At 69.9% G+C, this 20,840-nt stretch carries 24 protein-coding genes and 1 tRNA gene; 10 read left to right on the top strand and 15 right to left on the bottom strand.

Translation table 11 applies throughout. The features are described 5' to 3' along the window. Positions 1-55: 55 nt before the first annotated feature. The 5 genes from ASG76_RS15185 to ASG76_RS15205 form a co-directional block, all read right to left on the bottom strand. Positions 56-484, bottom strand: coding sequence for a hypothetical protein (locus ASG76_RS15185; protein WP_056605094.1), 429 nt, complete (start codon positions 482-484; stop codon positions 56-58). A 9-nt stretch (positions 485-493) separates the two neighbouring features. Further along, the gene (locus ASG76_RS15190; protein WP_157559142.1) at positions 494-1,102 is read right to left on the bottom strand and encodes a hypothetical protein; all 609 of its coding nucleotides are present in this window, start codon (positions 1,100-1,102) and stop codon (positions 494-496) included. Positions 1,103-1,266: 164 nt separating this feature from the next. Then, on the bottom strand, positions 1,267-1,644 hold the full coding sequence (locus ASG76_RS15195) for a hypothetical protein (RefSeq protein ID WP_056605100.1): 378 nt from the start codon (positions 1,642-1,644) through the stop codon (positions 1,267-1,269). After that, positions 1,641-2,657, bottom strand: coding sequence for an SDR family oxidoreductase (locus tag ASG76_RS15200; protein WP_056605103.1), 1,017 nt, complete (start codon positions 2,655-2,657; stop codon positions 1,641-1,643). Before ASG76_RS15200 ends, ASG76_RS15195 begins: the two co-directional genes overlap by 4 nt. A gap of 50 nt (positions 2,658-2,707) precedes the next feature. Next, positions 2,708-4,471, bottom strand: coding sequence for a glycoside hydrolase family 15 protein (locus ASG76_RS15205; protein WP_200948200.1), 1,764 nt, complete (start codon positions 4,469-4,471; stop codon positions 2,708-2,710). Positions 4,472-4,933: 462 nt separating this feature from the next. Here ASG76_RS15205 and ASG76_RS15210 point away from each other — a divergent pair, with 462 nt between their 5' ends. The 4 genes from ASG76_RS15210 (at position 4,934) to ASG76_RS15225 (ending at position 7,532) form a co-directional block, all read left to right on the top strand. Then, a complete protein-coding gene (locus tag ASG76_RS15210) occupies positions 4,934-5,686 on the top strand; it encodes a ZIP family metal transporter (protein WP_056605109.1) in 753 nt (250 codons plus the stop codon). Between the two features lie 171 nt (positions 5,687-5,857). After that, entirely contained in the window at positions 5,858-6,145 is a 288-nt protein-coding gene (locus ASG76_RS15215; protein WP_056605113.1) for a hypothetical protein, read from the top strand. Between the two features lie 282 nt (positions 6,146-6,427). Next, on the top strand, positions 6,428-6,976 hold the full coding sequence (locus ASG76_RS15220) for a hypothetical protein (protein WP_162254124.1): 549 nt from the start codon (positions 6,428-6,430) through the stop codon (positions 6,974-6,976). A 67-nt stretch (positions 6,977-7,043) separates the two neighbouring features. Then, positions 7,044-7,532, top strand: a complete 489-nt coding sequence (locus ASG76_RS15225) for a hypothetical protein (protein WP_157559143.1) — start codon at positions 7,044-7,046, stop codon at positions 7,530-7,532. Between the two features lie 147 nt (positions 7,533-7,679). Here the strand turns inward: ASG76_RS15225 and ASG76_RS15230 are convergent, their stop codons facing one another. From ASG76_RS15230 to ASG76_RS15240, 3 genes are read right to left on the bottom strand one after another with little or no spacing between them, the layout of a single operon-like run. Next, positions 7,680-8,366: a ZIP family metal transporter gene (locus ASG76_RS15230; RefSeq protein ID WP_056605123.1), complete on the bottom strand. Its 687-nt coding sequence runs from the start codon at positions 8,364-8,366 to the stop codon at positions 7,680-7,682. Beyond that, the gene (locus tag ASG76_RS15235) at positions 8,366-9,427 is read right to left on the bottom strand and encodes a glucose 1-dehydrogenase (protein ID WP_056605126.1); all 1,062 of its coding nucleotides are present in this window, start codon (positions 9,425-9,427) and stop codon (positions 8,366-8,368) included. The genes ASG76_RS15230 and ASG76_RS15235 overlap by 1 nt, the downstream gene beginning before the upstream one ends. Then, entirely contained in the window at positions 9,424-9,897 is a 474-nt protein-coding gene (locus ASG76_RS15240; RefSeq protein WP_056605129.1) for a MarR family winged helix-turn-helix transcriptional regulator, read from the bottom strand. The genes ASG76_RS15235 and ASG76_RS15240 overlap by 4 nt, the downstream gene beginning before the upstream one ends. 144 nt (positions 9,898-10,041) lie before the next feature. Between ASG76_RS15240 and ASG76_RS15245 the strand changes: the two genes are divergently transcribed. Then, entirely contained in the window at positions 10,042-12,558 is a 2,517-nt protein-coding gene (locus ASG76_RS15245) for a molybdopterin oxidoreductase family protein (protein ID WP_056605337.1), read from the top strand. Then, complete coding sequence (locus ASG76_RS15250; protein WP_056605133.1) at positions 12,558-13,019, top strand: hypothetical protein; 462 nt, start codon at positions 12,558-12,560, stop codon at positions 13,017-13,019. The genes ASG76_RS15245 and ASG76_RS15250 overlap by 1 nt, the downstream gene beginning before the upstream one ends. Positions 13,020-13,272: 253 nt before the next feature. Here ASG76_RS15250 and ASG76_RS15255 read toward each other — a convergent pair whose 3' ends face one another. From ASG76_RS15255 to ASG76_RS15275, 5 genes are all read right to left on the bottom strand, one after another. Then, positions 13,273-14,094, bottom strand: a complete 822-nt coding sequence (locus tag ASG76_RS15255) for an SDR family NAD(P)-dependent oxidoreductase (protein ID WP_082587579.1) — start codon at positions 14,092-14,094, stop codon at positions 13,273-13,275. Beyond that, positions 14,091-14,654 carry a hypothetical protein gene (locus ASG76_RS15260; RefSeq protein ID WP_056605139.1) on the bottom strand — a complete coding sequence of 188 codons (564 nt, stop codon included), beginning with the start codon at positions 14,652-14,654 and terminating at the stop codon, positions 14,091-14,093. Before ASG76_RS15260 ends, ASG76_RS15255 begins: the two co-directional genes overlap by 4 nt. Then, a complete protein-coding gene (locus ASG76_RS15265) occupies positions 14,651-15,421 on the bottom strand; it encodes a CPBP family intramembrane glutamic endopeptidase (protein WP_056605142.1) in 771 nt (256 codons plus the stop codon). The genes ASG76_RS15260 and ASG76_RS15265 overlap by 4 nt, the downstream gene beginning before the upstream one ends. Before the next feature lie 98 nt (positions 15,422-15,519). After that, positions 15,520-16,242 carry a TMEM175 family protein gene (locus ASG76_RS15270; RefSeq protein ID WP_157559144.1) on the bottom strand — a complete coding sequence of 241 codons (723 nt, stop codon included), beginning with the start codon at positions 16,240-16,242 and terminating at the stop codon, positions 15,520-15,522. 26 nt (positions 16,243-16,268) lie between these two features. Then, positions 16,269-16,886 carry a TIGR03086 family metal-binding protein gene (locus tag ASG76_RS15275; RefSeq protein ID WP_056605148.1) on the bottom strand — a complete coding sequence of 206 codons (618 nt, stop codon included), beginning with the start codon at positions 16,884-16,886 and terminating at the stop codon, positions 16,269-16,271. A gap of 71 nt (positions 16,887-16,957) precedes the next feature. Between ASG76_RS15275 and ASG76_RS15280 the strand changes: the two genes are divergently transcribed. Together ASG76_RS15280 and ASG76_RS15295 are read left to right on the top strand one after the other, a co-directional pair. Beyond that, positions 16,958-17,584, top strand: coding sequence for a TetR/AcrR family transcriptional regulator (locus ASG76_RS15280; protein ID WP_056605151.1), 627 nt, complete (start codon positions 16,958-16,960; stop codon positions 17,582-17,584). Positions 17,585-17,913: 329 nt separating this feature from the next. Further along, positions 17,914-18,549, top strand: coding sequence for a hypothetical protein (locus ASG76_RS15295; RefSeq protein WP_157559145.1), 636 nt, complete (start codon positions 17,914-17,916; stop codon positions 18,547-18,549). A gap of 134 nt (positions 18,550-18,683) precedes the next feature. On the opposite strand, the gene ASG76_RS15300 is transcribed toward ASG76_RS15295, so the two are convergent. Further along, positions 18,684-18,759: transfer RNA gene (locus ASG76_RS15300), tRNA-His, on the bottom strand. Between the two features lie 47 nt (positions 18,760-18,806). After that, on the bottom strand, positions 18,807-19,430 hold the full coding sequence (gene orn, locus ASG76_RS15305; RefSeq protein WP_235529663.1) for an oligoribonuclease: 624 nt from the start codon (positions 19,428-19,430) through the stop codon (positions 18,807-18,809). A 119-nt stretch (positions 19,431-19,549) separates the two neighbouring features. Here orn and ASG76_RS15310 point away from each other — a divergent pair, with 119 nt between their 5' ends. Further along, a complete protein-coding gene (locus tag ASG76_RS15310; protein WP_056605162.1) occupies positions 19,550-20,080 on the top strand; it encodes a MauE/DoxX family redox-associated membrane protein in 531 nt (176 codons plus the stop codon). Then, the gene (locus tag ASG76_RS15315) at positions 20,046-20,819 is read left to right on the top strand and encodes a DsbA family protein (RefSeq protein WP_056605165.1); all 774 of its coding nucleotides are present in this window, start codon (positions 20,046-20,048) and stop codon (positions 20,817-20,819) included. Before ASG76_RS15310 ends, ASG76_RS15315 begins: the two co-directional genes overlap by 35 nt. Positions 20,820-20,840: the final 21 nt, after the last annotated feature.

The following is a 20,840-nucleotide window of genomic DNA, read 5'->3' on the forward strand; positions in this document are numbered from 1 at the left end:
ACCTCGCCGAGATGGCGGTACGCGCCTAGGATGCGGCAAGGCGGAAAGAGGATGCCTAGCGGCGGGTCGTGACTTGCGCGGCCGCGTTCGTCTGGGCGCTTGGTCCCGTGAGTCCAACACGCGGCTGAAGGCTGAACTCGGCGTTGCCTCGCCGGCCGTTCATCGGGTTTTTGTTTCCGGGTACAGGCCCGGCAGGCACCGAGCCCGCGACCCGCACGAGGACGCGCGCCCCAGCGCCTTCAAGCTGACACACCAGCTCCTCGTACAGTTGATGACGGCCCTTGCTGCGGCTCCGCCACCCGCTCAACGCCCGCTCGAGACCGTTCCAGAACGCCGTCACCGCCGGCAACGCGAGCACCAGGTTCTTGGTGGCGGCCAGCCGAGCAACCTCGGCGTCGAGCGCAGCCTCGAGGACCGGGTCGAGGTTTGTGGTGGTGGTCCTCGCAATGCATGCGGCGTCGGCGGCGGCGTGGCACGCGCACACCTATCATGGCTACCTCGGCGTCGACGGGGACAGGTGCGCGGCGAGCGCGCAGGCTCCCGCGAGGCAACCGCAGGTGACCTCCACCAGCTGCAGCCTCAGGTGGTCGTGCTCGGCGAGCATGCCGCCAAGGACCAGCCCGAGTCCCGAGATGAGAATGACGGCGGCTGCGATGCGGTGCCGACCGGGGACCACAGCGACACGCAGTCCGGAGAGGCCGAGGAGGATGGCCCACCCTGTGTCGCGGAAGCTGTTGCTCGCGCCGGTGGCGTTGTGAGCCACGAGGTTCCACTGGGAGACGACAAGGGTTGCTGTGATGAGCATGCACATCCAGCCTGCGACGGGAGCCCAGTGAGCCTTCGCGGGATGGTGGGCAGCGTCCTCCAGGCGGCGGGTGCGTTGGTTAGTTGCGGCCGCGTCGGCATGGGCCCGGTCCGTGTTGACCATCTCGCCGGGAGCGACCCCTGGGTGCACCACGCCGTCGCGGACCTGCCGAAGCTCTCGACGCGGAGAGAACCCCGAGACGGCGTCGTAGAGCACGCCACCGCGGACGCTGCACCCCACGCCAAGGAGCAGCATCACGGTGCCCGTCACGGACAGCGGTCCGGACAGCAGCACCACGCCGACACTTAGGACGACGGCACCGCTAAGGGCTCCGATGAGTCCGCCCCAGACCCAACGGGGCCGGACCAGGTGCCGGGCCCGCCGACCACCGGGTGTTGCGGCATGGGAGCTTGCGGCGTCGGCGGTTATGTCGGCGCCGCGCTGCAGGGGTCGGGGTGTCGTCATCGCCGGACCTCCTGCACGTCGAGCGCTGAGAAGCCCAGGGCCGTGACCGCGCTCACGAGTGCGAGGCACCTGCGCTTCGGTGAGACCGCCGCCAGGGCGACCATGCTGGCGGCATGCGTCACCTCGATAGCGACGTCCAACTCCCGCACCCACGGTCGACGTTCGCTCGATACCGGGGCCCGCTGCTGCAACCGAGAGGCAGCGAGGCCTATGACCGACTGGGCGAGGTAGCGGGCTCCCAGGATGCGGACCGCCGCGCGCTCGTGCTGCTGGGTTCGTCCTCCACAGAGTCGCAGTGCCACCTCCGGACGGGTCAGGTTCACCAGGCCGAGACCGAGCCGGACAACATCGACCAGACGCCAAGTCCTGTTCATGCCGTCCTCCTTGCGCGTACGGCGAGCCCGCCGGCGAGCGATAGGGCCGTGACGCCGAGGGCACGGCGGTGCTGCGAGGCCCACTGCTGCGGCGAGTGCGCGATGGCACGGTCGTCGAAGACTCCGTGGGCGCCGTGGTCGTGACCGTCCTCGCCGTCGACCGGTTCCCACAGGTTGGTCTTCTGGTCGGCGGGGCGGGGCGTGTCCGTCTGCTGCGATGCCACGCCGGTGCGGGCGAGGTAGCGGTCCAGTAGTCCCCCTGCGACACGGTTCGCCACGATGGTGGCGGCGGTGGTGGCGCCCACCCAGTACGCCCGCCGTTGAGGGTGTGCCGCGGCGTAGAGGACGGCGCGAGCAGCGACCTCCGGTTGGTAGAACGGTGGGACTGGTTGGGCCTGCATGGGCAGTCGGGACGACACCCACCTGAACTGGGGGGTGTTGACGCCCGGCATGGCGACCGAGGTGACGTGGACGTTGCTGTGCTCGTGGCGCAACTCGGTGAGCAGTGACTCGTGGAACCCCCACATGGCGTGCTTCGCGCCGCAGTAGGGGGACTGGAGAGGGATGCCGCGGTGGGCCAGGGCGGACCCGACCTGGACGATCACCCCGCGGTCGCGGGGCAGCATCCTTGTCAGGGCGGCGCGGGTGCCGTTGACGAAGCCGAGGTAGGTGACTTCGGTGACGCGACGGAACTCCTCGGGGTCGATGTCGACGAAGCGTGCGAACACCGAGGTGAACGCGTCGTTGACCCACACGTCGATGGGGCCGAGCTCAGCCTCGACCCGGTCTGCGGCCTGCTCGACGGCGTGATGGTCGGCGGTGTCCACCGTGATGGTCAACGGGTCGCCGCCGAGGTCACGGACTTCACGCGCCGCTGCCTGCAGACCGGTGCTGCCACGCGCGAGCAGCGCCACGTGGTCGCCTTCGCGGGCGAACAGGCGGGCGCTGGCCCGGCCGATGCCACCGGATGCTCCGGTGATGACGACAATGCGTGGGCTCTTCTTGAGTTCCATCTGCTCCTCCTGGGGGAGTCGTGTGTTGGGTTCCTTGCGGGGCGGGCCGCTCACCTGGCGCGGGCCTGAAAGCCGTGCGAGCTCACACCGGCCTCACCCAGGCGGTGGGCGGTCTCGATCAGTTGGGCGTGTACGAAGGCCTGGGGCAGGTTGCCGCGCAGCTGTCGTTGGACGACGTCGTACTCCTCGGCCAGTAGGCCCGGGGGGCCCATGGCGGCGCGGTTGCGCTCGAACCAGCGCAGCGCGTCCTCTCGTCGGCCGAGGTTGAGGAGGGCGAGCGAGAGCCAGAACCCGCAGAGGACGAACGCACCCTCACTCTCGTGCAGTGGGCGGTTGTCGTCGTGGCGGAACCGGTAGACGAAACCGTCATCGGTCAGCTCCTCCAGTACCGCCCGGATGGTCGCGAGGTTGCGGGGGTCGTTGGGGACGACTGCGCCTCGGATGCCGGGCAGGAGAAGCGCGGCGTCGACGGAGTCGTCGAGAGGTGAACGTTGCCACCGTCCGGAGGTGTGCCGGCAGTCCCGGTCAGCTGAGGTGATCAGCTCCTCGGCGTGTCGGCGCCACGTAGCAGCGTCGTCGCCGTGGCTGCCCAGAGTCGGCGCATCTGCGGCGGCTCGCAGGCCGGCGGCGCACATGAGCCTTGAGTGGGCCCACCGGCGATCGTCGATCTCCCAGATCCCGGCGTCGGGGTCCTGGTCACGTTTGCGGATGGCCTCGACGAGCGTGGTGACGGCGCGGCGGCCGTCGTCGTGCAGCCGGCCGCGGCCCTCGGCCGCGGCGAGCAGGAGCAGCGCCTCACCGAGCGCGTCGAGCTGGAACTGATGGTTGACCCAGTTACCGGTCCGCACCGGGGCCCCGGGGTATCCCGGAAGCGTGACGTCGTGCTCGTCTGGGACCCGACCTCCCGTCACCGTGTATGCGGGCCGCAGGTCCGGGCCGTCCGCGAGTACGCGCTCGGACACGAACTCAACAGCGCTGTCGAGCAGCGTGTGGTCACCGATGATGGCTGCTGCTCGCCCGGCGTAGCACTGGTCGCGGATCCAGGCGTACCGGTAGTCGTAGTTGCGCCCCTGGGCGGCGCGCTCCGGCAGCGAGGTGGTGGCGGCCGCAACCATCGCACCAGTGCTGGACGTGAGGCCGCGCAGGATGGCATAGGAATGACTGGATGCTCCCGGAGTCGCGGAAGCGCTCATGTCGGGAGTCGCTTCGTGCCACGCGCGCAGAGTGCGGTCCCACAGCTCCTCCGGGTCGGGCAACCGCCGGGGGAGCTCGCCACGCGAGATCTCGAGCACCAGGTCGCGGGACTCGCCAGCGGGTACCACCAGGTCCAGGACGAGTCGCCCGTCCTCCAGGTGGGCGTGCTCGGTGGAACCGGTCCATCGGTAGGCGAGCTCGCCGGAGTGACCGTGCCAGTGCCCGTCCTCGCTGCGAGCTACCGTCATCGTCCGGGCGCCGAAGTCCGCCCGCAGATCCAGCCCGACGTGGACGTGGGCGACGCCTAGCGTTGCTTCGATCCGGCGCAGCAGCACGACCCGGTGCGGGTCGCCGGGAAACGCGAGCGCTTCGCGGCACTCGGTCACGGCGTTGGTCGAGACCCATCGGCTGCGCCAGATCAAGGTCTCCGGCTCGTAGTAGCCGCCCCACACGAACCGGTCGTCCGCAGGGCTCAGGCCGTACCCGCCGTGGCCGCCCAGCAGGCTGGAGAACACCGCGTCGTCGTGCCAGCTCGGTGCGCACATGAACGCGATGTCCCCGCGGGGCCCCACCAGGGCGCCACGCTCGCCGTCGGCGATGAGCGCGTACTGACGCAGCACCTGCGGGACCGGGTGGATGACCTCACCGGTCGCTCGTCGCGTCATCGACCCACGACCACTGTCCGCGGATCCACTGTTGCTCCGGTCATGCGGCCCTCCCATTCGATGCGCAACGGCATGTATGCTGTGACGCAACGAAAGCACGATGAGGGAAGGGACACAAGGTGCGACTTCATCCGCCGCGGCGAGCCCCAGGCATGGCGCCGATGTCGACGTCGGACGACCCCACCACCTCCCCACCACCTCTCGGTCTCGCCGCAGTTCCCGCCCACGCCGCCTGTCCCGCCCCGCGCGACGCCCGGCAGCTGTCGCATCACGCCCAGTCCTCCCGGCGAGCCGACACCCCCAACAAACGAGCAAGCCCAACGAGCAAGCCAACGAGTAACGCAACGAGCAAGGAGACCGCCATGCTGAACGAACCTTCCCTGAGCACCGCACTGCTCCTGCGACCTTCCTGCTGACATGCCGATCTGGGCGCAAGCGGGACTGTGGGGCCTCGTCGCGGGGGGTGCGCTGGTCGTTGGCGCCCTCGTCGCCTGGCTGACCGCCGTGCCTCAGCGCGTCGTCGCCTCGGTGATGGCTTTCGGTGCTGGTGTGCTCATCTCCGCCCTCGCGTTCGACCTGGTCGACGAGGCGGAACGAAGCGGAGGCCTGCTGGCGACCGTGGTCGGCTTCCTGGCTGGCGCCGTCGCCTACCTGCTGGCCAACCTCGTCCTGGCCAGGCGAGGCGCACGGCACCGCAAGCGTTCCGGCACCCAGCAGCCGAGCGAGCAGGACCACGACGGCAGCGGGTCCGCCATCGCCATCGGTGCGCTGCTCGACGGCATCCCCGAGTCCGTCGTCCTCGGGCTCTCCCTGCTCGGCGGTAACGGCGTCGGCATCCCCGTGCTCGCGGCGATCTTCATCTCCAACCTGCCCGAGGGGCTCTCGAGCGCAGCCGGCATGAAACGCAGCGGCCGGTCAGCGCGCTACGTGTTCGGTGTCTGGGGCGGTGTCGCCCTCGCCAGCGGCGTCGCTGGGCTCTTGGGCTGCCTCCTCCTGCAAGGTGCCTCGGCGCAGGTGGTCGCCGTCATCACCGCGCTGGCGGCCGGCGCCATCTTGACGATGGTCGCCGACACCATGATTCCGGAGGCGTTCGAGCGCACCCACCTCTACGCCGGTCTGCTCGCCACCGTGGGCTTCCTGACCGCGTTCACGATCGGCCGCGCCGGATAACGCGCCCCGCAGCACGCCAAGGAGCCCGCCCCCTGGTCCACCGACCACCACCCCGCAAGCCCCCGCAAGCCCCCGCAAGCCCCCGCAAGCCCCCGCAAGCCCCCGCAAGCCCCTACCTCTCAGCCAGCTAACACACGAAGGAAGTCCACGACCGAGAAAAGGAAGCGACCCATGTTCACCCTCACCCACCAAGCACACGAAGCGGTGCGCCAGATCTCGAGCTCGGGAACCACCGCGGAGGTCCCGGGCCTGCGCATCAGCCGCCGCAGCGACCGTCCCACCTTCGCCGTGAGGCGCGCCGCCGCCCCCCAAGAGATGGACCGGGTCGTCGAGCACGACGGTGCTCGCGTCTACCTCGCACCCATCGCCGCCCTGCGCTTCGCTGACAGCGTGCTCGACGTCCGCACCGACCAGTCCGGTCGACTCGAGTTCATCGTCCGCGACCACGATGATGACTGACTCCAACCGGGCCCGCCGGACCCGTGACGAACCGCGAGTGGGGCCACGTCGAGGCCCAACGGCAAGGGGCACCGTAGAGCGCAGCGCGTTGCCCTCGGTCGAGCTGAACCAACCGCAGCGGGCCCGGTTCATCAGCTGTCACCGAATGGTTACGACGTCGTGACCTTCACGCTCGGCCGGTGTCCTCGTGGGCAATACGGCGCGGTCGCTGTGACCGGAAACAGTGCCGGCGGACCTTCGGAACGGCGTCTGTCTCACCGGGGTCTTGGTAGTGGTGGAGACATGCCTCGCGCCGAGATGAACGACCGCACACTGATGGACGAACCGGGCCTACAGCGTCCCCACCGCCACCGCCACCTCCACCGCCACCGCCACCGCCACGGCCACGGCCACACCGGTCCACGACATCGGCTCACGGTGGTGATGCTGGTCGTGTGCGTGGCCCTCGCCGGCCTGTTGTCCTCCTGCGGCCAGGAGGGTGTGAGCGGCGCGGCGCCCTTGAGCGAGCGGGCGGAGAACGACGTCCCCCTCAACCCTCCGACGTTGCGGTTCCACGTGTCCAAGGACGGTCGGGTCGAGGCCTCACCCGACCGGGAGGCCGAAGCCGGTGAAGTCGTCGCCATCGTCCTCGAGAACGAGAGCGACTCGCGCTACGAGCTGCGCCTGATGGACCCCGACGGAAAGGACGTGTTCACCGTCGAAGCACCGGCAGGCGAGCGCGGAGACGGTCGCGCGATGCCGCGCGTCGTCGGAACCCACGTCGCCAAGATCTACCCGGCGGACACCCCGCAGGCTGCGGAGCAGTTCCTCGTTGACGTGTCGAAAACCTAGGAGGGCTCAGGTGCGAACCACCCGAACCACTCGAGCCGACGACCGGCGACCTGCCGAGAGAGCACGCATGCGCGGGGCCCGACAAGCACGGTGGATCGGGGGACTCTTCCTAGGTCCGGCGCTGTTCTCCGGGTGCTCGGTGGAGGCCCCGGTCGAAGCGAAGTCCTACCACCCCTCGATCGGCAGCAACGCCCGTACCGAACAGGTCGACGCCCTGGGCGTGGCCATCGTGGTCGACGGCGACAGGAACGGACGAGTCGTCGGCACGTTGCTCAACACCGAGAACCGGCGACACGCGCTGACTGGCGCCACCGTCAAGAGCGATGGAGTGCCCCGCAGATCCGCCCTGCTCACCGACGTGGTCCTCCTGCCGCCGGGCGAACCCGTGCACCTGGCCCACGAGGCGCCCGTGTCCGTGCCAGCCGACCACCTGTCCGTGGGGTCGTTCGTCGAGCTGACGCTGGACGTCACCGACGGTGAACTCGTCCAGATGCTCGTCCCGGTCGAGGCGAAGAAGGGCCCGTACGCAGACGTCGACGTGGTCACCGCCCCGTAGCGCCCTTCAGCTGAGTTTGCCGGGCACGCCAGCTTGGGCTGCCAGTGCCGAGGTCTGTCGAGGTCTGCCGGGTGACTTCGTTCGACGCATCAGCCGGCTCCGGTGGACGCGTCGGTCCGCTACTGCACACAGAGGCCGCCTCCGGTGTCAGAGGCTCAGCAGGAAGCCGGTGACGAAGCCTGCGGCGCTGGCCAGGGCGATGGCTGGGCCACCGTCACCGAACGCCTCGGGGGCGAGCGTGTCGATGACGGAGGCCAGAACCGCACCGCCCGCGAAGGCGAGCGGATACGCCAAGGTGGAGGGGTCCGCGCCGGCGAACAGGTACCGCCCAGCGAACACGGCCCCACCAAGCAGCACGGTCGCGGCGCTCCACACTCCGACGACGAACCTCGGGCTGCGGTCGCGCTCCAGCATGCTCCGCGCGCCGGCCAGGGCCTCGGGGAAGTTGCTGACGAACACCGCGACGAGCAGCGCCAAGCTGGCTGTGCTGTTGAGTGAGACCCCAAGCGCCGTGTTCTCGGGGATGCCGTCGAGCGTGACCCCGGCCAGCAGCGCCAGCCCGGCGGCGCTGCCCGACGTACGACGGTCGAGCCACGTGTCCGCGACCACGAAGACCAGCGCACCCGCGGCGAAGGACAGCCCGGCGCGCCACGCGCCGCCGCCCTCGTAGGCGGGCTCGAACAACTCGAAGGACGTCGACACGATGAGCGCGCCGGCCGCGAAGGCGAGGACGGAGGCCACCAGTCGCTGCGGCGGCTGCCACCGCACCCCGACGATGGCACCCGCGAGCAACGGCAGTGAGGCGCCGGCGGCGTACCCGACGGTCGTCCACATCAGACGACTCCGTCCTCGAGGGTGACGACGACCTTGACGTCCTCGCCCGGCCGATCGAACGCCGAGGCCGCCTCGTCGAGCGGGACGGTCGTGGTGATGAGCCGGCGCAGCCAGTCCCGGTCGGCGGCGGCGAGCGCCTCGGCGGCGGTTTGGTAGTGGCGAAGGTTGGCGTTGACGGAGCCGATGACGGCGTCGTTCTCCAGCACGAGGCTGCGGTTGAGTCCGCCCGCGTCCACGGTCAGGTCCCGTCCGCGCGGCGACACCCCGGTGAGGCAGACGATGCCGTAGGACGCGGTGCCGGCGATCGCGTCGAAGACGACAGATCCGGCCCCGGTGGCCTCGATGACCACGTCGGGTCGTGCCCGGTCGACGACCCGGTCGACGCTCGTGTGGTGGTAGGTCGCCCCGAGGTCGCGGACCAGGTCGGGTTTGACACCGTCGTCGACTCGGTCGAGGACGTGCACGTCGAGGCCGCGTTGCACACCCAGCATCGCTGCCAGCAACCCGATGGGTCCCGCGCCGGTGACGAGCACCGTGCGTGGGTCGAACCACGCTCGCCCACCGACACGGTCCACCTGCTCCCACGCCTTGGCCACCACGCTGGTCGGCTCGGTCAGGACCCCAGCGAGGCCCAGGCGGTCGTTCACACGCACGGCATACCGCTCGGGCACGGTCCACCACTCGCTGCCGAAGCCGGGCAGCTCCTTGATGCCGCGCTCGGTGTAGCGACCGTTGCGGCACATGTCCCACTCGCCGACCGCGCACGCCCCGCACGGCTCCGGGTCCGGACGGCGCACCACCCCGACGACGAGGTCACCGCGGCTGAACGAGCTGCCCGAAGGCACCTGCTCGACGCGACCGAGGGATTCGTGGCCCAGCACGAGCCGGTCCTGTCCGGGCGGAGCGCAGCCGTAGTCACCGCGAACGATCTCCTTGTCGGTGCCGCACACGCCGACCGCCAGCCCCCGCACGAGCAGCTCGCCCGAGCCTGGTGCGGGGTCCGGCACGTCCTCCACCCGCAGCGACCCGGACCTTCCCGGCTGCACCCTCAGGGCCCTCATCGGCCCTCCCCATCGGTGCCCGCCGGCACAGCCTCGGCCTCGTGCGCTGCCGCGTTGAACGCGTGCAGCACCTCCACCGCGGGCGCCCAGCTCTCAACGGGCATCGCCGCGACGACCGCCCGCAGCTCGCGCAGCCGGTGCTCGCTGACCGCGTCCAGGACGCGCCGCCCCTCAGCAGTGGCCTCGACGACCGAGGCCCGGCCGTCCGCCGGGTCGGTGACCCGCCGCACGAGGCCCTGATCGACCAGGCGAGCCACCAGCCGGCTGGCGTTCGACTGGTTCACACCCAGGTCGGCGGCCAGGGTCCCGATACGTCGCGGACCGTCGGCGGAGACCAGCACGAGCAGCCGGTGCTGGGGGACCGTCAACGGAACCGGGGCCGCCGCCACGGACCGCAACGACATGCCCAGCAGCGCTCGGCTGGCGGTCATGAACGCCACGGCGGCAGCTTCTGCGTCGGTCATCTTCATGGCTCCGTTCTGCTCAATGCGTCATCGGCCCGTGTCCGCTGTGGGTAACCCCCGCGGGGTGGACCGGCCTTGTCAGGCCGTGCCACACTCGCAGTGTATGCGCTAGGGCATGCAAAGTGTTGGGGTGTCGAAGGAGGAATGGACGTGAGCGACCGGATCGCCGACATCTACGGAGCTCGTACGCCGCACACGAAAGGGACGGTGTGGCCTGCGCGAGTGGACCAGTTCCTCGACCCGGGGGTCGATGAGGGAAGTGTCGACTCCTGGGTGCAGTCGGCCTGCCTGCTGTGCAGCAACGGCTGCGGCGTCGACATCGCGGTCAAGGACGGCCGCATGGTCGGCGTCCGAGGCCGCGCGACCGACGTGGTCAACCACGGCCGCCTCGGGCCCAAGGGCCTCTACGGGTCGACCCGGTGGGCGAACTCCGGCGACCGGCTGACCCGACCGCTGGTGCGCGAGGGAGGTCGACTCGTCGAGACCGACTGGGAGACCGCCATGGGCCGCATCGTGGACCGGTCGAAGTCCATCCTCGACGCCAAGGGGCCCCTGAGCCACGGCTTCTACACCTCGGGGCAGCTGTTCCTCGAGGAGTACTACGCCCTCGCCGTCATCGGCAAGGCCGGCATCGGCACGCCTCACATGGACGGCAACACCCGGTTGTGTACCGCGACCAGTGCCGCGGCGTTCAAGGAGTCCTTCGGCGCCGACGGCCAGCCCGGGTCCTACACCGACATCGAGCACTGCGACGCGGTCTTCCTGTACGGCCACAACATGCCCGAGACCCAGACCGTCCTCTGGGCACGCATCCTCGACCGCACGCGCGGCGACGACCCGCCGAGGATTGTGTGCGTCGACCCACGCCGAACCCTGGTCGCGATGGAGGCCGAGCGCACCGGCGGCGTGCACCTCGCGCCGCGCGTCGGCACCAACCTCGCGTTGATGAACGGCCTGACCCGCGAGCTCCTCGTCAACGGGTGGGTCGACCAGGACTGGGTCGCCGCGCACACGCTCGGCCTCGAGGACCTCCGGTCCACGGTCGAGCCCTACACCCCCGAGCACGTCGGCGACATCTGCGGCGTCGCCGCGGACGACGTGCGCCGGGCGGCGCGGATCTTCGGCGAGAGCGAGGCGGTGCTCTCGACCGTCCTGCAGGGCTTCTACCAGTCCCACCAGGCCACGGCCGCCTCCGTCGCCGTGCACAACCTGCACCTGCTGCGCGGCATGCTCGGTCGCCCCGGAGCCGGCATCCTGCAGATGAACGGCCAGCCCACCGCCCAGAACAACCGCGAGTGCGGCGCCGACGGCGACCTCCCGGGCTTCCGCAACTGGGACAACCCCCACCACGTGCAGCAGCTCGCCGACGCCTGGGACGTCGACGCCATGACGATCCCGCACTGGGCGCCACCCACCCACGCCATGCAGATCTTCTCCTACGCCGAGACCGGTTCCATCGGCCTGCTGTGGATCTCGGCGACCAACCCCGCCGTGTCGATGCCCGAGTCGGCGCGCATTCGCCGCATCCTCGAAGGCGACCAGTGCTTCGTGGTGGTGCAGGACCTCTTCCTCACCGAGACCGCCGAGCTCGCCGACGTCGTCCTGCCCGCCGCCGGATGGGGTGAGAAGACCGGCTGCTTCACCAACGTCAACCGGACCGTCCACCTGTCCGAGAAGGCCGTCGACCCGCCCGGGGAGGCCAAGAGCGACCTCGACATCTTCTTGATGTACGCCGACCGGATGGGCTTCACCAACCGGTCCGGTGAGCCGCTGCTCGGGTGGCGAACAGCCGAGGAGGCCTTCGACGCGTGGGCGGCCATCACCGCCGGCCGGCCGGTCGACTACACCGGCCTGTCCTACGACAGGCTGCGTGGACCCACGGGCATCCCGTGGCCGGTCAACGACGAGCACCCCGACGGAACCGACCGGTTGTACGCCGAGGCCGTCTTCCCGACCGACACCGACTACTGCGAGACCTACGGTCACGACCTCATCACCGGCGGCACCGTGACCGAACAAGAACACCGCGCCATGCGCCCCGCCGGACGGGCCTTCCTCAAGGGCGCGCCGTACACGCCACCACACGAGGAGCCGTCCGCCGACTTCCCGCTGCGGTACACCACCGGCCGCACCGTGTACCAGTTCCACACCCGCACCAAGACCGGCCGCTCCGGCGACCTCAACCGGGCGGCACCAGACGCGTGGGTCGAGATCTCCCCAACCGACGCAGATGCGCGCGGCATCGCCGAAGGCGACTGGGTACGCGTGGAGTCCCCCCGCGGTGCCATCGAAGTCCGCGCCAGGGTTGGCGAGGTGATGGAGGGCGCGGTGTTCGCGCCGTTCCACTACGGCCACTGGGAGCCGGCCGCCGCGGACGGGGGTGGACACGACGACGCCAACCACCGGCTCGCCAACGAGCTCACCATGACCGTCTGGGACCCGGTGTCGAAGCAACCGGCCTTCAAGACCGCCGCCTGCCAGGTGACCCGCCTGCGCGCAAGCGACGGCCCGGCTCCTGCCCCCACCACGGGGGCCTCCGCCCCGGCGGAGCGTGACGGCGCACGCCGGCGCCGTCCGCGCCCCACCCAAGGTGGTGGGCCGACCACCAGCACCACGCTTGCCGAGACCCCGACCTATCCGCTCGACCCAGCCTGTGGAGCGTCGTGATGCCCCATCTCACCACCTACATCGGGTTGGCCGACCACAGCGAACAGACCCTCGCCGACTCCTTCCGCACGGTCGCCGAGGGCCACGCCCGGGCGGCCGACGTGTTCCACACATGCCGCCTCCTCGCCAGCTGGTCCGACGAGCACCGCACGGCACTGGCACCGATCATCGAGCGCTACGGTGAAGCCGACGTCGACGAACCCGAACGCCTCCACGCCGCCGGGCTCGCCGAGAGCCGAGACGGTGACGTTGGGTTGTTGCGTGACCTCCAAGACCTCCACGTCCTGGCCACCCTCGTGCAGACCACCTGGACCGTCATCGCCCAAGGAGCCCAAGGGCTGCGTGACCACGAGCTGCTCAACGTCGCCACGCGCTCCAACGCGCAGACCGCACGCCAGCTGACGTGGCTCAACACCCGCATGAAGGCCGCCGCCCCCCAGGTACTAATAGTCGCCCCGTGAGGTGTCGCCGCGCCAGGGCCCGCCGACATCACCGGACCCCGAGTAGCAGGAAGCGGCTGTGATGGGGACCATGGAGGGACTGCTGCAGTGGGTCGAGCAGGACCACCACGTCGACCCGACCAACCGCGAGCTCGTCTTGACTCTGGCCGCGAACGTCCTCACCAACGGGACATGGCGCAACAACTCCAGATCGAGGAATCCACGCCGTCACCCAGTTGTGGTGTGGCCCAGTCCACGACCAGGTTCACCCCGCTTAGACGGTCAGGCATCCGTCGACCGTCACGATCTGACCGGTCATGTAGGAGGATCGGGGTGAGCTGAGCCAGAGCACCGCGTCGGCTACCTCGTGCGGGCGCCCGAGGCGACGCATGGCGATGAGGGCCTCGTAGCGTTCGACCCGTGCTTGGCGCTCGTCTAGGGAGGCCTCGCTGAGGTTGCGTTCCAGCATCGGGGTCGCGATAGCTCCCGGGCGTACGGCGTTGACTCGCACCCCGTGCTCGGCGTACTCCTTCGCGACGGTGACGGTGAGGACCTCGACGCCGGCCTTGGCTGCCGCGTAGCTGCCGGTTCCGGGCAGTCGCAGTTCAGCGTCCTTGGATGAGGTGTTGACGATGGTGCCGCCGTGTTTGGTCAGTGCGGGGAGCTGGTGTTTCATGCACAGCCACACGCTGGTGAGGCTGGCGCGGACGATGCCCTCGAACTCGTCAAGCGTCATGTCGGTGAACGCGTCGCTGGTTCCTGCGGCCTCGGTGTTGGCGGCGTTGTTGAACGCGTGGTCGAGCCGACCGAACGTGTGCAGCGTGCATTCGACAAGGTGTCGCACCGACCGCTCGTCGGTGACGTCGGCTTGCGTGAAGGTCACCTCGCCATGAGCGGCCAGGTCGTGCACTGCCTGCTCTCCGCGCTCAGGCGAGCGTCCGCAGATCATGACGGCAGCGCCTGCGCTCAGGAACGCCCGGGCCGCAGCGAGACCGATGCCTGACGTGCCGCCGGTGACGAGCGCGACGTGCCCCGCCAACTCAGCGGACCCACTGGACCCTGTGGACCTGCCGTCAGCGGCGATCGGGACGTTCACGAGCCCACGGGTGCGGACGACCCCGACCCTGCTGACCGTAGGAGCTCGTCCCCGCCTTCGCTACGGTCCTCTCGCCCCTGGCGGCGGAGTTTCAGGGTGGTGACGGCGACTCGGGTGAGGACCATGGTGAGTGCCATCAGCACGAACGCTGTCGTCCATGCGTCGGCACCCGTGATGTGGTGCCGCATCGAGTACAGGCCGATGTCGGTGGCGAACGGCCCGGTCGCCGCGGTCGCGAACATGATCCGGCCCCCGATGGCCACGACCCAGATGGCCGCGTAGCTGGCCCCAGCGACCGTCCACGCTCGCGCGCCGACGCGTTCGACCCTCATCACGATGCCGGCCAGGGCTCCGGCGGTGACCCCGGCCGCCACCCCGGCAAGCTCGAGCTGGACGTCGTTGCCGGCGGTTGGCACCGACCGCAGCAGGACTACGGCTGCGACTGCGACCAGCGCGACCGGAAACAGCAGCCGGCGCGGGGCCGCGACCCGTCGCCCGAGGTTGGTGCCGAGCACCAGGACGAGCAGGGCGGCGTTCAGCAGGTACTGGGTGACACTCATGCCGCACCGCCGGCACTCTGGAGGTTCTGCTTGCTGTGCAGGCTCTGGGCACTGGTGTGACCGTCGTGGGGGTCGTCGCGCTGTAGACCGCGCAGGCACCACAGTCCCCACAGCAGCATCGCGATGTCGTGACCGACCAGAACGCCCCATAAGGCCCCGCCGTGCAGGTTGGTGATGTGGAACATGAGGTCCCCGACGGCGTGGACGGCGGCGAGGAGCCACACGGCGTTGGTGCGCCAACGCAGGATGGAGAACCCGACTCCGAAGCAGAACGCGCCGACCGACTGAGCCAGGGAGATCGCCAGCGGCTGCCCGAAGGCGACGTTGGTGAGGTGACTGACACCGAACAGGGCGCCGCCGATGAGTGCGGCACGTCGCAACCCGACCGGACGCAACGCGTCGAGGACGACGCCGCGGTGCCACAGTTCCTCGAACACGCCAGTCGCGGCGTACCCGACGACGAGCACAGCAACCGTGGACGTGGCTGGCATGTTCAGTCCGGTGGTCAGCGGGACGAGGGCCACGAGCGCAGGCACGAGGAGCAGTCGCGTGTCGCGCCAGCTGGCCGGCCCGGCGGCGGCGGTCGCGCGCCACGCCTTGGCGCGACCCACGACGGCGACAGCAGCGGCGGCGACCAAGAGGACCGCCACCAGACGCCGGATCAGCGCGCCAGTGTCGCCACCTCCGGGAGCCAGTCGTTCGCCGGCGACGCCGATGCTCACCGCGATCAGGTCGACAGCCAGGACCAGTGCGACCGCGGTCCACACCGGTTGCGCTGATCCGGCCCACCATCGACGTGCGTCGGTGTCTCCGCTTCTGGTGGGGTCTGCGGACGGGTGGTCGTGACGAATGGGTTGTGGCGCGGTCATGACGTGGCTCCTGTTCTGGTGTGGGTGGGCCGGTCGTCCGGCCTCACAGCTGGGGCGGGGTGTGCGGTGGTGGCGGAAGCGGGCGTGGAAGTTGGTGTAGGGCTTGGGGTGGCAGCAACGGGCGATGAAGGATCTAGCGCGGACTCGGTGCGGACCTCGACGATCCGCACGACCGCGAGCGCGAGGAGCGCGAACATGCCGAGGTCGGCGTTGTAGACGCTGAGTGCGGTACAGGCGGCGAACACGCTCGTCGTTGCCCAGGCCCAGCCGGCGCGGCGTGGTGGCCCGACGGCCCGGTCGACGACGTTGACGATCAGCGACGTCAGAGCGGACAGGGTGAGCATGGTGCCGATGTACATGGGTGCGGAGGTGGTGTTGAGGTCCCTGCCGACCACGGCGGTGGGGAACGGCAAGAACGCGAGGACCAGCAGCCAGCCCAGGTTCAGCTGCCGCAGTCCGCGCGGCTCGACGTCCATCAGCTCCGCGCGTCGCAGCGCGGTGCCGTGCGCTGCCCAGAACACGTAGATGACCACGAAGCTGACCGCGAACGACAACAGGAGGTCGCCATGGTCGGCGAGCAGCGCGCGTACGTGTGCGGTGTCCACCTCGCCGGCCACCTCGACGAGCGGGAGGACTAGCAGCGTCATGGCGATGGCCACGACCGCATCGGTGAGCGTCACGACCCGCACCAGGCCCGGCCCCTCAACCGTCGCGGCCACCTGAGACTCCGCGGTAGCCGGGGCCTTCACGTGGCCACCACTTCCCAGCTCGCGACCGACGCTGGCGCCGGTACGGCGTGCCGGCCCAGATAGCCCGCCAGACGGGCGTGCGCCAGAGCGTCCGAGTCGACCTGCACCTCGGAGCCGAACACGCCCGGCACCCGGTACGCATCCAGGCCACCCATGCCTGCGAGGAGCTCGAGGACGTCCTCGCACAGGCGCTCGTCGAGCAGGTCGATCTGCTCGGTGGCGACAGCGAGGTCGACTCCGTGGCCGACGAGCTCGAGCAGGTGGATGACCGCTGCGAAGCTCGCGGGCAGCGTGCCCAGCGAGATCGTGACCATCCCGGCCATGGCGTCTGACCCACGCCAGGCTGCAAGGTCCAGTTCGGCTGCCTCGGTGAACGCACCCTGGGGGTCGAGTCCGAGCCAGTCCGCCTCATGCTCAGCTTCCGGCGCGCGGCCCGTTAGCTCCGCCACGAAGATCCGCATCCCGCCCACCACATGGTTGAGCACATCGCGCACTGACCATTCCTCGCACGGCGAAGCTGCTGGCCACTCCTCCTCGCGGATGCCTGCAACGAGGCGCCCCACCATCTGCACGCTTCGTTCGATGCCAGTCAAGACGTCGAATTCGTGTTCCATCTTTCCTCCCAGGTTGTTGGCTTACACCTGTTAGGTTAGAGCCGTTGCCTAACAGGTGTAAAGTGATTCGCATGACAAGTTCTCGGAAGCCCAACCGCCGTGGCGAGGGTGCGAAGCTGCGGCCCGAGATCGTGGCCGGCGCGGCCGCGGTCCTCGAAGAGACCGGGAGCGAGGACGCCGTCACGTTGCGGGCCGTGGCCCGTAAGGTCGGCATCGCGACCCCGTCGATCTACGGCCATTTCGACGACCGCGATCAGATCCTGCTGGCCGTCATCGCGGATGCGTTCGCGGAGCTCGACGCCGTTCTCGTGGCCGCGACAACCGACGTCGAAGCTTCCGACCACCTGGCCGCGGCGTGCGCCGCGTACTTGACGTTCGCCACGACCCGACCGCACCGCTACCGCGTGATGTTCGCCCGCCACCGCACTGGAGAGGCAGGAAGCATGAACGAAACCCGACCCACCGACGAGCTCGTCGGTGCAGCCGCGTTCGGCCGACTCGTGGACGCCGTCGCCCGGCACCCCGACACTGCCGGCGGATCGCCACTCGAACCAGCCGTCGCGCTCTGGGTCGCCCTCCACGGCTACATCTCGCTACGCGACGCCGTCCCCGCGTTCCCCTGGCCACCAGAGCAAGCCATGCTCGATGACCTCATCGCACGCATTCTGCGGCCCACCACCACCCGGGAAAGCGCGTGACAGGGTCCTGTCGGCCGCTCGCATTCAGTCCAGGGCCGAGGAGCCGACCGTGACCGGCGTGGTTCTACTTCCACTTGGGGCGCAAGACTTCCCCGCCGTCCAGGACCTGATCGACTCCGACTCCGCCTACGTCGAGCGGGTCGAAGGCCGCCCACCGACCGCGGACGACGCCCGTGCGCTACTGGCAGCGGCGCCTGCCGGTTGGGAGGACGACAAGGTCGTTCTCGGCGCCTTCGTAGGGCGGGGTTGATCTCGAGCAGCGCCGGCCGCTGGTCGACCGCGAGCTGGAGTGCCTGCTTGAGGACGGTGTGGACGTTGCGGATGTACTTGTGGCTCAGCTTGGAGTCCTTGATCGGCCGCAGCGCATTGTTCAGCCGCGGCTTGGTGAGCATCAGGTCGACCCAGTGGTCGACGTACACCGCACCGGTGAGGGCGTCGGAGACGCGCAGCGGTTCGGTGCGCTGGATCAGACCGAGGTCGGTGTCGCCGAAGAACGGCAGGAAGTGGATGCGCCCGTACATCTCGTAGAGCTCTGCCGTGGACCCCTCGAGGTGGCGCTGGATGTCGAGGAACCGCTGCCACAGGTGGGCGAAGGTGACGCCGACGCGCGCGTCGTAGCGCTCCCCGACCCCGGTGGTGGACGGCACGACGCCGACGACGGCCTGTGTCGCGGTGGAGGTGTCCTGCGGGGCGGGCTTCGGCCGCCGGCCGAGCAGCTCGTCCAGCACCTCGTCGCTGGGGTTGTGCAACCACGCCAGCGCCCCGGAGAGGCTGCTGGTGCGGGCGAGCTGGCGGAAGAGTTCGGCATGGTCGCGGGTGGGGAACGGGTGAAAGGACCTCTTGGGTCCGGTCTCGTTCTGGTTGCGCCAGTAGACCCGGTGCTGCTGGCCGCGCTGTTCGATCCACATGATGGTTTCTCCGGTCGGTTGGTGGTGCTGACCGGCTTCACCGTGCGGCGGGTCTGAGGGTGGGCAAACGACCCCGTCACTGCCCCCCAGATTCCTGCGGTGCCCCCCAATCTGCCCCCCAATTGGGGGGCACGGGGTGGAACGGATCGAGCCCCTGACCGCATCGCTGCAGGTCAGGGGCTCGATCTGTTTGGGGTGAGTAACGGGACTTGAACCCGCGACATCCGCCACCACAAGGCGGCGCTCTACCAGCTGAGCTATACCCACCATGTCCGCTCGCCCGATGAGCGAGGACGACGAGAAGTGTAGGGCACTCAGTCCGTCGGGCTGGAATCGGTGCCGGAATCGGCACCCATGTCGTCGCCGAGGCCGGTCAGCCGGCCGCCGTGCCGAGCCGCGATCTCCTTGGCCCGCGCGCTGTCGGGGCCGGGCTGCGGCACGAAGACGGCCTCGCGGTAGTAGCGCAGCTCCTCGATGCTCTCCTGGATGTCGGCCAGCGCGCGGTGGTTGCCACGCTTGGTCGGGGCCGCGAAGTAGGCGCGGGGATACCAGCGGCGCGAGAGCTCCTTGATCGAGGAGACGTCGACGATGCGGTAGTGCAGGAACGACTCGAGGTCGACCATGTCGCGGGCGAGGAACGCCCGGTCGGTCGCGACCGTGTTGCCGGCCAGCGGCGGGCGGCTGCCGTCGGGGCAGTGCTCCTTGATGTAGGCCAGCACCTGCTCCTCGGCGTCGGCGAGCGTCGTGCCGCTGTCGAGCTCCTCGAGCAGGCCCGACTTCTCGTGCATGCTCCGCACGAACTCGACCATCTGGTCCAGTGACTCCTGCGACGGCTTGATGATCACGTCGACGCCCTCGCCGAGCACGTTGAGGTCGAAGTCGGTGACCAGGGCCGCGACCTCGATCAGCGCATCGGCGCCCAGGTCGAGGCCGGTCATCTCGCAGTCGATCCACACCAGTCTGTCGTTCACGTCCGGCACCCTACCGACCCTCGGCGGCCCGCCCCCGCGGCATGCCTCTCAGGGGTGACTCAGGCTGACCTCCTAACCTCGGGGGTGTGAAGGACTGGTTCGGGCTCGTCGCGCGCCTGGTGACGGGCGGGGTGTGGATCGTCGCGGGCGCCCTCAAGCTGCCCCACCCCGCCGACAGCGTGCGCGCGGTCAGGGCGTACGACCTGCTGCCCGAGGCCGTCGTGCCCACCGTCGGGCACCTGCTGCCCGTGGTCGAGGTCGTGATCGGCCTCTGCCTGGTCGTCGGCGTGCTCGTGCGCGGCACCTCGGTCGTGTCCGCGCTGCTCTTCACCGCCTTCATCATCGGCATCTCGAGCGCCTGGGCGCGCGGCCTGTCGATCGACTGCGGGTGCTTCGGCGGCGGGGGCGAGATCCCCGACGCGGCGGCGAAGTATCCGGGCGAGATCGCCCGTGACGTGGGACTTCTGGCCCTGTCCGCGTGGTTGGTCGCGCGGCCACGCTCGCGCTGGGCGCTCGACTCCGTCCTGTTCCGCTCGACCACCGACGACGACCCAGATCCGCTCGACGCAGAAGGAAGCCTCCATGGCGCAGAAGAAGACCTCGCACAGGACCGCTGACGACAAAGCGGCGACCGCTGCCAAGCGTGACGCCCGGCGCGCCAGGACCGAGCGGGCCCGCGCGCAGGCCGAGGAGCGCCGCAAGGCCGCCAAGCGCAAGGAGCAGCTCACCCGCTACGGCCTGGTCGCCGGCGTGCTGGTGGTCGTCATCGGTGGCTACCTGCTGATCAGCAACCTCGGGTCCGACAAGCCGACGACCCCGCCCTCGGGTGCCAGCGCCAGCTACGGCCTGGTGATCGGCGACACCGACGCTCCCAAGGAGGTCGTGGTCTACGAGGACTTCCTCTGCCCGTTCTGTGGCCAGCTCGAGAAGACCGTCCGCGATCGGCTCGACGCCGCCGTGGAGGCGGGCGACGTCAGCGTGGAGTACCGACCGCTGCCGTTCCTCGAGGGCATCGACGACTACTCCCCGCGCTCGGCCAACGCCTTCGCCGTCGTGCTCGACGCGTCGGGCCCGGAGGTCGCCAAGAAGTTCCACGACCTGCTCTTCGACAACCAGCCCTCGGAGAAGGGTCCGTTCCCCGACGACGACGCGCTCGTCGCCCTCGCCGTCGAGGCGGGCGCGACCGAGGCCGACGTACGCCCCGGCATCGAGGACATGGCCTTCGAGGGCTGGGTCGACGCGGCCGGCGAGGCGGCGTCCAAGGCCGGGGTCAACTCCACGCCGACGGTGCTCATCGACGGCGATCCGGCGAAGGGCAAGACCATCGACCAGATCGCCGCGGAGATGGTGGGCTGACCCGGCCCGGCTGCCACACTG

Source organism: Nocardioides sp. Soil774 (assembly GCF_001428125.1).
Lineage (GTDB): Bacteria > Actinomycetota > Actinomycetes > Propionibacteriales > Nocardioidaceae > Nocardioides.

Coding starts and splice junctions, on each gene's coding strand:
- ASG76_RS15195 (WP_056605100.1), bottom strand. CDS start 1,644: ATGAACAGGACTTGGCGTCTGGTCGATGTTGTCCGGCTCGGTCTCGGC.
- ASG76_RS15200 (WP_056605103.1), bottom strand. CDS start 2,657: ATGGAACTCAAGAAGAGCCCACGCATTGTCGTCATCACCGGAGCATCC.
- ASG76_RS15210 (WP_056605109.1), top strand. CDS start 4,934: ATGCCGATCTGGGCGCAAGCGGGACTGTGGGGCCTCGTCGCGGGGGGT.
- ASG76_RS15215 (WP_056605113.1), top strand. CDS start 5,858: ATGTTCACCCTCACCCACCAAGCACACGAAGCGGTGCGCCAGATCTCG.
- ASG76_RS15220 (WP_162254124.1), top strand. CDS start 6,428: ATGCCTCGCGCCGAGATGAACGACCGCACACTGATGGACGAACCGGGC.
- ASG76_RS15225 (WP_157559143.1), top strand. CDS start 7,044: ATGCGCGGGGCCCGACAAGCACGGTGGATCGGGGGACTCTTCCTAGGT.
- ASG76_RS15230 (WP_056605123.1), bottom strand. CDS start 8,366: ATGTGGACGACCGTCGGGTACGCCGCCGGCGCCTCACTGCCGTTGCTC.
- ASG76_RS15235 (WP_056605126.1), bottom strand. CDS start 9,427: ATGAGGGCCCTGAGGGTGCAGCCGGGAAGGTCCGGGTCGCTGCGGGTG.
- ASG76_RS15240 (WP_056605129.1), bottom strand. CDS start 9,897: ATGAAGATGACCGACGCAGAAGCTGCCGCCGTGGCGTTCATGACCGCC.
- ASG76_RS15250 (WP_056605133.1), top strand. CDS start 12,558: ATGCCCCATCTCACCACCTACATCGGGTTGGCCGACCACAGCGAACAG.
- ASG76_RS15260 (WP_056605139.1), bottom strand. CDS start 14,654: ATGAGTGTCACCCAGTACCTGCTGAACGCCGCCCTGCTCGTCCTGGTG.
- ASG76_RS15275 (WP_056605148.1), bottom strand. CDS start 16,886: ATGGAACACGAATTCGACGTCTTGACTGGCATCGAACGAAGCGTGCAG.
- ASG76_RS15280 (WP_056605151.1), top strand. CDS start 16,958: ATGACAAGTTCTCGGAAGCCCAACCGCCGTGGCGAGGGTGCGAAGCTG.
- orn (WP_235529663.1), bottom strand. CDS start 19,430: ATGACCGGCCTCGACCTGGGCGCCGATGCGCTGATCGAGGTCGCGGCC.
- ASG76_RS15315 (WP_056605165.1), top strand. CDS start 20,046: ATGGCGCAGAAGAAGACCTCGCACAGGACCGCTGACGACAAAGCGGCG.